The organism is Microcoleus sp. AT3-D2, assembly GCF_036705715.1.
Taxonomy (GTDB): Bacteria; Cyanobacteriota; Cyanobacteriia; order Cyanobacteriales; family Microcoleaceae; genus Microcoleus.
This window is the reverse complement of record NZ_JAUBVE010000118.1, coordinates 1-10,264: the sequence shown is the minus strand read 5'-3', so window position 1 is coordinate 10,264 and position 10,264 is coordinate 1. Positions and strand designations below refer to the sequence as shown.

The 10,264-nt window shown below is 43.8% G+C and carries 9 protein-coding genes; 4 read left to right on the top strand and 5 right to left on the bottom strand.

What is annotated here, in order from left to right; translation table 11 throughout:
* Positions 1–275 precede the first annotated feature (275 nt).
* On the top strand, positions 276–1,493 hold the full coding sequence (locus QUB44_RS29175) for a hypothetical protein (protein WP_333373025.1): 1,218 nt from the start codon (positions 276–278) through the stop codon (positions 1,491–1,493).
* A gap of 514 nt (positions 1,494–2,007) precedes the next feature.
* On the opposite strand, the gene QUB44_RS29170 is transcribed toward QUB44_RS29175, so the two are convergent.
* The 5 genes from QUB44_RS29170 to petM form a co-directional block, all read right to left on the bottom strand.
* Complete coding sequence (locus QUB44_RS29170; RefSeq protein WP_333145301.1) at positions 2,008–2,400, bottom strand: aspartyl protease family protein; 393 nt, start codon at positions 2,398–2,400, stop codon at positions 2,008–2,010.
* Positions 2,393–2,611 (bottom strand): hypothetical protein, encoded by a 219-nt coding sequence (locus QUB44_RS29165; protein WP_333053554.1) that lies wholly within the window; start codon positions 2,609–2,611, stop codon positions 2,393–2,395. The genes QUB44_RS29170 and QUB44_RS29165 overlap by 8 nt, the downstream gene beginning before the upstream one ends.
* A 191-nt stretch (positions 2,612–2,802) precedes the next feature.
* Complete coding sequence (locus tag QUB44_RS29160; protein WP_333373023.1) at positions 2,803–3,720, bottom strand: NAD(+) kinase; 918 nt, start codon at positions 3,718–3,720, stop codon at positions 2,803–2,805.
* 1 nt (position 3,721) lies between these two features.
* The gene (locus QUB44_RS29155; RefSeq protein ID WP_333373020.1) at positions 3,722–4,699 is read right to left on the bottom strand and encodes an NmrA family NAD(P)-binding protein; all 978 of its coding nucleotides are present in this window, start codon (positions 4,697–4,699) and stop codon (positions 3,722–3,724) included.
* A gap of 196 nt (positions 4,700–4,895) precedes the next feature.
* Positions 4,896–5,000: a cytochrome b6-f complex subunit PetM gene (gene petM, locus QUB44_RS29150; protein WP_172189541.1), complete on the bottom strand. Its 105-nt coding sequence runs from the start codon at positions 4,998–5,000 to the stop codon at positions 4,896–4,898.
* A 70-nt stretch (positions 5,001–5,070) separates the two neighbouring features.
* Between petM and pdxA the strand changes: the two genes are divergently transcribed.
* From pdxA to QUB44_RS29135, 3 genes are all read left to right on the top strand, one after another.
* Positions 5,071–6,168 (top strand): 4-hydroxythreonine-4-phosphate dehydrogenase PdxA, encoded by a 1,098-nt coding sequence (pdxA, locus tag QUB44_RS29145; RefSeq protein WP_333373018.1) that lies wholly within the window; start codon positions 5,071–5,073, stop codon positions 6,166–6,168.
* A 120-nt stretch (positions 6,169–6,288) separates the two neighbouring features.
* A complete protein-coding gene (locus tag QUB44_RS29140; protein WP_333373015.1) occupies positions 6,289–9,903 on the top strand; it encodes an OmpA family protein in 3,615 nt (1,204 codons plus the stop codon).
* Positions 9,904–10,005: 102 nt separating this feature from the next.
* Positions 10,006–10,264, top strand: a 259-nt coding sequence (locus QUB44_RS29135; protein WP_333373012.1) for a hypothetical protein, incomplete at its 3' end; no start/stop codon positions are given.

Below are 10,264 nucleotides of genomic sequence, written 5' to 3'. Positions count from 1 at the left end.
CAATTATGAGTTAGCTTTCAGGTCTAAAATTCAAAACCTCTAATTATAACATAGATTTTTTTTGCAAGAGGTCTATTGAAGGAAAGCGTGTAGATAAAGCATCTGAACTTGCCCAGTCATCTAAAAATCTTGATGGCTTTTTAAAGTCCGTTCTTGAAAGAGCAAATTTATCACGCAGAAATCAAACCCGTTTAGAATCTCTCCATGATTTTGAAAGTGTAGAAGATGAGAGAAAGTGGTTGCGTCATAACTTTAGCAATTTGAATCTTGGAAAAATGGATAAATTCTCTTTGCCCAAGAGAATTTATGTGGGTGTTAGTAATAAACTAATTGAATTTAATAAATATCCTCGCTTCAGATCAATCATTGACACAAGAGGTATGGATGATGCCAGAGATAGAAAAGATCTGTCTGATTACATCCGTAACCAAGACAATTCAATCTGTCTGTTTGCGGAACAATTTCTAGCTGCTCCAAGTAATGTTAGCGAGCTTCTGAAGAGATACCTAACGCGAGAATCGAGAGATATTGATACAAAAGTAGCATTACTGGTTCTGCCTCGAAAGGGCGAACCTGAAGATGTCGTCAACTTAGATGGAAAAGTAGAGGATAGAGACGAGGGAATTGAGGTTAGAAAAAATCAGATCGATGATGCTTTTGCAAGAGAGAACATCCAGTTCTTGCGAGAGAATATTTTCTTCTATGATGCTCTTCAGTTCTACGACGAGGAACATATCCTGAAACCTCAGTATGAAAAGGATGATGTTTCTGATGCAAGAATTGAACTGTTAGATGCTATCAATGATTTAATTTCTAGAAGAGAGAGAGCCTTACTTCAAGAAGCAAAAAATTATGAAGACATTTTTCAAGTCATCAAAAGTGGAGGAGGATTAAGCCCCCAAGAGGAAAAATTAATAAACGATCTAAAAAAAACTATTGAGTCTCATGAAAAGACAGAGTTTTTGAGTAATTTTGAGAATAGATATAAGAATCATCTTAAAAGCTATCATGTGATGGTTTTTCGTGCAATAAATAATAGGTTTGGCACCTATGATCTGCGAGATATAGATATTTATTTCGATGGTTCTACTGTTGCAGAAGTATTACTTAGGGACAGGCTTCGTGAGTCAAAGGCAGAGATTATAGGTGCTGTTGAGTTGGTTGAGAAACATGCCTCAGAACAATCAGGGCTTAAACCCGTCATGAAAATTTTAAGCGAACAAATAGATGAATATTTTGAGAAATTTATTATTGAGATCGGGCAAGAAATTTGCTGCTGTATCAAAGATAGTCTTGCTCCCCAAACTTACTCTAATGAATTTTGGGATTATGCTCAAAATAGGTGGGGTCAAGGGCATGGCTACAGAGATGATGTACTTGACCAATATGGTAGCCAAATTAATAGTTTAGATGATTGGCTGGTTGAGAGAGTACAAGAAGTTTGGAAGCAGAACTTTATGGATAGGATTCTAGAGTTCTTTGGTGAAAGTTGAAGTTGGCACAGCATAACAATCCCGCTGCACCGGAACGAAGTCGAGTTATCGGTGAGATGCAAAGTTCATCTGCGTCCGGTGAGCGGGAACGTTAGCCCGCTAAATCTTGGTTAGGGTATAGTTGATAATCATGAGTTAGTTGTAATCAAATACATTGTAAAGATTTAATGAATTTACGTAAAAACATTGTATTTATTGTGGAAAAAATATAAACTCCTAAAGGGTGCTGTTCAATTTGTTGTATTCCCGGCTTATTGATAAAAGTCGGGCTGCCGTTGGATTGAAGTTGTAAAAAATTCAAAGTGTAGGAGCATACCCATGAACAGGAGATTACTGATTTTCTCGATCGCAGCGGTGGTTTAGGGAATGGGGCATAGGTAATGGGTGGGATGTTAAACCAAAATGTCCCTGTGTACTAACGCTATCTCGCAAACGCTGCCTGACTTTGGAGATGATTCGGAAGCTCGATCGAGAGTTAAGCTAAATAAAACTCCGAGTTCTGCATCGATGCTTATTAGAAGCGAATAATTTCGATCGTGCCTCGTGATCGCACAAAACAAACATCAAATTCTCGAAAGAAGTTGGTTTGCCCGAGAATTAATGGAACCTGAGAGGCTTGTGCCCAAGCAAATGCTAGGCGAACGGGTTCCAGATTCCCAATTTGAACATCTACAAATACACCCCGCGCCTCAACCGTTGCCAGATTTCCAGCCAATGGCAAGCGGACAGTTTGTTCCTCCCAAATTGCACCCAATTGCAGACCAATGTCATAAGGTAATAGATTGACCGCAGACCCAGTATCTAGCAGTGCATTCGCCGAGACAGAAAAGCCTGCATGAATCAGAGTGATGGGAATCGTGGGTAATGCTTCATCGTCAGAAAAGGGAAACTCGATCGAACTAGGCATGAGTAGATGCCTCTCGATCGTCTCGAATCATCTGCATCATAATGTTTGCCGCTTCCGTTGCATCGTAGAGCGATCGAACCGGATACTCTGATGCAGAAAAGATGACTTGTAGTTCAGCGTCTGGGATTTGCACTGCTAGGAGTTTGAAGAGTGATAATTTGTCTGACTGGCTCAGATTGTTCACCAAAGGTATTAACTCAGCGAGAGACATGGTTTAAACTCCCAGAAGTACGAGAATACATCTATCATAAACGCTGCCTGAGTTTGGAGATGATTCGGAATCTCGATCGAGAATTAAGGATTCCGTAGGAGATTCCGATCAAACTTTATCCTGCCCAAAAACAAAGAAAAAGCCGCCCTAAAAGGACGGGACTTTAGCCCTCCGCTCATTACCAACAACTATCAAGGCAACTCAACGGAACTCGGTTTAGCAATGTGAGGCAAGCCCCAGCCCAATTTTTCCCGCAAAATGTGGAAAAACTCAAAAGATTGCACCCGAATAAAGCGGGCTGGGTACGGAGCTCGCTCGACATGAACCCAATCTTCGGGCAAAACGTAACATCCGCCGTTACCGTCTACCACCATTACCAGGCGGTTTGGACTCGCCGGCAAAATCTTGACCGGCTCAGTGTTGGAAAACACCAAAGCCCGCGAAGCCATTGAATGCGGGCAAATAGGCAGCAACTGCAACACCGGCACTCCGGGAATAATGACTGGCCCACCGGCTGAAAGGGCGTAAGCTGTCGATCCTGTCGGAGTCGCGATGATGACTCCATCTGCGGCAATGTCAATAGAGGCGTGCTGGCCGATCGCCACTTCAAAATGACACATACAAGTCAGCGGTTCCCGGTGCAGCACCATTTCATTGAGACAAAGGGCTTCCCAGAGGCAGTCGTTTTCTCGAAACAGCCGCACCGCCAGCATTGATCTTTCTTCTATTTCGTATTCTCCGGCGATTACCTTTTCCAAAACTTGCGGCAGCAAGTTCAGGTAAGTTTCTGTTAAAAAGCCCATGTGACCGGTATTGACAGTCAGCAGCGGCACTCCAATAGGAGCTACTTGGCGAAATGCCGACAGCACCGTACCGTCGCCGCCCAAAACCACTGCAAACTCCATGTCGCTGTCAAAACCGGGGGGGACGAGTTGTTCGATCTGAGTGTGGCACAGGGGGCGATCGGGGCTAGAATAGCCCAGAATTCCTCCCGAACCAGAAACCGAGCAAACATCCCAGCCGCGGGCAGTCAGCTTTTCTTCCAACTCTGCGGCGATGCGACAAGCCACAGGTTTAACGTCGTTGTATATAATCCCAGCTTTCGGCACTTTAAAATGTAAAGGGCATTTTTTGTTTACTCCGTTTTTTAGTTTTAAGCTGCTCGTACTCTATTTCCTTGAGCTTCTTCAGAATCAGATTAAAGTATTCTTCCAGATAAGACTCCAAAGTAGTAGTTTCTTTGGGATCGATTCCGAAGACACTGTAAACATCATCCATCGGAGCTTTCAAGGGTTTTCCGGCTGCCAAAACTTCTGAAAAAGCCAATCTGTCAGCTACGTTCCAACTCCACTGAAAGAACTTAGCAAATTGACGAGTAGCCTGCAACAAGGCGTCTGGGGTGCGCGTAATTTTGGCTTGCTTCCCTGACAGCCGTTCGCACAACCGCACGATTTCTTCAGCATCCCAAGCGCGATTTCCCACCACCGGAAAGCTTTTTTTCTCGGTTTCGGGAACGGAAAGGGCTCGGACGGCAAATTTAGCAACGTCCTGAGTGTTCATGTAGGCAAGGGCGGATGGCTTGTTGGGCAGCCAGACTGCCTGATTGTCCAAAATCGGCATTGCATACAGGCTCAGCAGTCCTTGCAAAAAGCCGCAAGGTCTCAAGATTGTGTAGTCTAAACCCGATTCTGCTAAGAACAATTCGGTACAGCGCTTGATTTCCAACAAGGGGACTTGGGGATATTTCTCCGCGTCGAGAAAGGAAAAGAATATGTAACGCTTGATGCCTGCTGCTGCTGCTGCTTGGATCAGCGATACTTTTCCGTCCCAGTCTACTCTTTTGATGCTGACAGAATCGGCTGCACTGGCTGTTGCTGCATCGATAATAGCAGTGACGCCTTCTAGGGCCGGAGGCAGACTGTCTGGCTGGCAAAGGTTCCCCGGTACGAGTTCAGCGCCCCATTCTTTCAAAAAGGCAGCTTTTCTGTAACTTCTGACTAAACAGCGCACCTGGTAGCCCTCGTCTAGGGCGCGGCGGGCTATCTGGCGGCCGAGAGTGCCGGTGGCACCTAAAATCAATAAAGTCATCTAGGGATTAATTATGAATCTTAAACTTTCAATAAGATGGTATCAGGTTTTTGTTAAGTTTATATAAAAAACTTAACAAAAACCTGAAATTTTCTCATTTTAGGCTTGAGATATTCGCCAGAAGGCTTGCTTTCGGCAGCAAGTAGACTCTAGAAGGCAGAAGGTATAAGGCTTCTGAAGGATTGGTTAAAAAAACTTATTCTTCGCCGCCTTGCAATTTGAGCAGGAGGAAGCCTCCACCTATACCCACGAAAATTAGGGAAAAGGACAAAAAGGCTGCATTGAAAATTTCAGGATTCATAATTTGATAAGTCCAATTGGGCGATCGCATTAAATAAAGATAATATAATTTGGGGCAACCAGGTACATGAATGCTAAAATTTCAGTGCCGAAATTCCTGTATTTTGTTGGAGAAAACTGCCTTGAGTCTCGATCGGGAATCAAAACTAGCTGTAACTCTGGGAGATCCGGCGGGAATTGGCCCGGAAGTGATTCTCAAGGCCTTGGCAGATCCCACTGCTGGTTTGAGGGTAACGGTTATAGGTTCTAGGAGAGTTTTGCAGCAAACTTACGATAAGTTGCGATCGAGCAATCCAGCAGCAAAAGCGGCAAATCCCGAAACATTAAATATTATTGATATCGAACCAGACAACAAGTGGGGCGAAATAGTCCCCGGTGTCGGGAGTGCAGCTAGCGGGGCGGCTAGCTTTGCTTACATGGAAAGTGCGATCGCCCGTACCATCGCCGGCGAATTCTCGGCCATTGTGACAGGCCCGATTTCCAAAACTTGCTGGCAGGCAGCCGGTTACAATTATCCCGGACAAACAGAACTCCTCGCAGAAAGGGCAAAATCGCAGCGGTTCGGAATGCTGTTTGCCGCCACATCTCCACACAGTGGCTGGACGCTCGTAACTTTACTCGCTACCACACATATTTCCCTGCGTCAAGTCCCCGATGCTTTGACTCCAGAATTGCTGAGCGAAAAACTAGAATTGCTGGTAGAGTGTTTGCGGGAAGATTTTGGGCTGGAAAGACCGAAAATTGCGATTTCTGGCTTAAATCCTCACAGCGGCGAAAATGGCAAACTGGGAAATGAAGAGCAAGACTGGATGATACCTTGGCTGGAAACGCAGCGCGATCGCTTTCCTCAAGTGCAGTTAGACGGGCCAGTCCCCCCCGATACCCTGTGGGTAAAACCGGCTAAAGTTTGGTACGGTTTAGCCAAGGAAGCTCACGACGGTTACTTGGCAATGTACCACGACCAGGGGTTGATTCCAGTAAAATTGATGGCTTTCGATCAAGCAGTCAACACTACAATTGGCTTGCCTTTTGTCCGCACCTCTCCGGATCACGGCACAGCTTTTGATATTGTAGGTCAAGGGATTGCGGATGCCTCCAGCATGAAGGCAGCATTGCAGTTGGCGGCCCAGTTGGCTAGTCGCAGAACAGCAGTTAAAATAGGGCGATAGCTTTAGTACGCCTGACGCTTAGAAAAATAGTGTCATTCCTATTGATTTTCGCTGGGGTGAGGCGGCAAGCAAGCTGGTAATTTCCTTCGATAGGCAAAAATCATATTTGGGTAGGGCAGTATGGCAGCATTTAATGATAATTCAGGCAAAATATATCAGTCAGAAAAAGAGGTTTCTGATGCAACTCTGGCAAGTTCTAAAGCGGGAGAGCAACTTCAGGAATTGCTAACCATACTGACTGAATTTCAGTTATTAAAAAAATCCCAAAAAGAGCCAAGCGAGCTGAAATTACCGCTTTCGGAAAAGTCGGTTCAGCGATTAGAGGATGAGGAAAATCGGCGTCAACAACAACTGTCTTTCCGGATCGAATCACCCAGTATTGTACCGGAAGTATTAACTAACGATGAAGAGATTCCATCTCAAAGACGAGAAAAAAGTAATGAGGAACCCGATTTATCTATAGCGGGGAAAGTAGCTAAAAAAACTCGGCCGTCGGAAGAAGAATTAGAACAAGCCGTAGAGGAGTTTAAGCGGTTGCAGCAACTACTGTTTGAAAGGGATTTACCGGAATTTTACAGTAATGTTTTGAGCGTGGAACAAAGGTTGGAAAATTTTGAGAAGCTGATGTCTCAACCAGAAGAGTTGATGATTTTACTGAAGCCGTTAATTCCTGAATTAGTGAGAGAAGAATTAGACGAGTTGAAGTCTGAATTAAAAAAGGCGATCGAACTCGCGAGCAATAATAAAATTAATCCGATCGAGTTGGAGGCAAAATTAGCAGATTGGGAAAATCAAATTGCTAACTTGAACCAGCAGCCACTGCCGAATACAGAACACTTAATCCAACGGCTGATGCCAGTAGTGGGCGATCTGCTCAACCGTAAGGTAGAGGAGTCTAAGTTAGAGGTAGCTTCGGCGATCGCACCGAGAGTCAATCAAGTAATTCACAATCAAAACGGACTTGAAGAACAGGTAGTAAGAATTGAAGATAGAGTTGCAAATATTCAGCAGCGTTACCAGCAGCAACCGGAAGATTTAATCAAGCAGCTAGTACCAGTAGTTAGCGATTTGCTGAACCGCAAAATTAGTGAATTAAAGTTAGAGGTTGTAGAAGCTGTTGCCCCCTCAGTACAGGTAAGAATAGCTTGGGTAGAAATAGAAGAAAAAGTATTGAGCATCATCGAACGCCGACTGGCTACGCAACAGTCGCCAACTCAGAAGCCAGAAGAGATAATGGCGATGCTAATGCCGGCAATAACTGATTTGCTGAATCAGAAAATCGATGAATCAAAATTACAAGTAGCAGCGACGATCCAACCTTTGATAGAATCAGCAATTCTTCAAAGAGAAGTTCAAGGCAAATTGAGCGACGTAGAAAGTAGACTAAATAATCTTCAACGACAGCAAAAGACTCAGCCCGAAGATATAATGGCAAGGTTAATGCCGTTAATTATTGAGTCGCTGAACCGGAAAATCGAGGAGACAAAGTTAGAGGTGAGAGAGGCGATCGCACCTGGTGTAAACACGGCTATTCAAAACAGCGGTATAGCAGCACAAATATTAAATAATGAAACTAAGATTGTCGAAGTTCAGCAGCAAGTTTTAGCCGAGATAGAAGGGTTGATGGCAAGAATAATGCCAGTGATTGTAGAGATGCTGTCTCGAAACATCGGGGAAGCAAAGCTAGAGATAGAATCTGCGATCGCCCCCGCTGTCGATGCCATCATTCAGAATAAAAGGATTGATCAAAGACTGGGGAAGATCGAACAACAGATTGTGGCGATCGAACACCGAATTTATGAATCGACAGACTTGTTTACAGATTTACTGAAACCTTTGATTGACGAGCTGATGGTTAGCCATCACGCTCAACTACAAAAGTCGGTAATCGAATCTATTTTACCATTGTTAGATGAAGTTGTAAGTTATAATTACAGACTCAACGATAAAGTAGGGGAACTCGATCGCAAAATTACTGATGCTGAATGGGGAGGCGATCGGGAAGAATTACTCGCCAGAATTAAAATCATGTTTCCCGAAATGATGATCCAAACCATTAATGAGTCGAGACAATCATTTGTCGAAACCATAGCTCCGATAATTGATGAAATAATTAATACCAAAACCAGAGAAAATCGACAATCGATGGGAGTAGCCATATCCCCGGCTCTGACTGTGGGAATCAGCCACAGAATGAGTGAATCGCCGGATGAAATTGCAATGGCGATCGCGCCGGAAATTGCCACTGCGATCAAACAGCAAATTCATCTCAAGCGAGAAGCAATGTCGGATGCGCTTTATCCGATCATCGGCAGCACGATTTTAAAATACATCGCCGAGATGATGCGGGAGATTAATGAAAAACTCGAAGCATCTTTAAGTCCAGAGGCGATTAGTCGCAAAATTAAAGCCAAATTACAGGGGATTTCTGAAGCAGAATTGCTGATGAAAGAAACAACACCACTGAGTGTTAAAGCTGTCTTTTTAATTCAAGCAAAATCGGGCTTAGTAATTTCCGCAGTGCAGAAGTCTGAACGCGAACAGCTAGAATCAGAGATGGTAGCGGGGATGCTGACTGCTATTCGGGCTTTTGTCAACGATTGTATATCTCAATCGGGAAATATTGCAGAGATTGATGCTATAGAATACGGCACATCTACCATCGTACTGGAAGTGGCGGGTTCGTGTTATCTAGCAGTAGTCATGCAAGGAGAAACCCGCCAGTGGTTTAAGTATAAAATGCGATCGATATTCAACAATATTGTGCAAGAATACGGAACTCAAATTCAGTCATTTAACGGCGATCCAGCAACTGTGCCACCCGAAGTCAACTCGAAATTGCAAAAATTAATCGATACAGAGGTAAAAGCTAAATCTCCTAAACTTCCAATTTTACCCATTATCGGTTTGGCAGCGTTAGGTTTAATTGGCGTACCTTGGGGAATTCATCAATACCGCAGCGGAGTTGAAGCGAGCTTAGAAGCAGATACGAATTTAGCATTACAATCTGCTCCAGAGTTATCGGTTTATCGTATCGTGGCAGATGTTAAAGATAAATTATTGCAGATTTCGGGACGAGTGCCGAATCAAAATCTGCGATTGAAAGCGGAAAAAATCGCTCAGCAAGCGGCTCCTCAATCAAGAATTGAAAATAAAATTATAGCCGTTGAAGTACCTCCCGATCCAGTTTTAGTGGAAGCCGATATCAAGCGGACAGCAGCTCTTTTGAATAAAGTAGAAAGCATTAATATCTCAGCTCGCTATGCAGAGGGAAAAGTCGCCGTTGCAGGCAGCGTAAGCAAAGTGCCAGATGCTCAGAAAATAACTCAAGCTTTTGAGAAAATTCCGGGAGTGAAGTCTGTAACAAATACAGTGATAATAGGAACTCCACCGCCACCAAAGATAATAATGCCAGTTCGCGTGTATTTCGGTGCAGGTTCTGCAAGTTTGCAGGCGAAAGACGTAGCACAAAAGCTTAGCAAAGTCAAGGAATATATGGAGAAAAATCGCACGAAGAATTTAAGGATAGTGGGCTACAGCGATTTTAAAAGCACTCCGGTAGAAAATCAAAAGTTGGCACTGGAAAGGGCGACAAATGTGAAAAATATTTTGGTTAGACAAGGGATAAATGGCAACAGAATACAAGTTGCTTCTACTAAGGGGCGCCCCGAAGGTGTGGAGGCCAATCAACCGCTGTGGCTGAGCAGATTGGTAGTATTTGAGGTGATAAATTAAAATTGGGAATTGGTAATTGGGAATTGGGGATAGGGCATAGGAAATTGGGCATTGGGCATTGGGCATTGTTAATGGGGAATTTTCCCTAATGACTAATGACTAATGACTTCTTTCTCTTATTTTAGAGTAACTGGCAAGAAGGTTAGGACATTTTTGATCGCTGAAAATATTGCTCTGACTGTATTTCCCTTGTTCCTTCTTCCTACTTCCATCGGACTGACCTCCGTTACATCCGTTACACAATCCGTTGCCGAACTTCCTGACATCCGTTACATCCGTTATACCCCACATTCCGCAGATGTCGGTCGGATTTCTTTATCAGTTGTGAAAACTTGGAAGCCAAACGCTTTTAGGCTGAAAT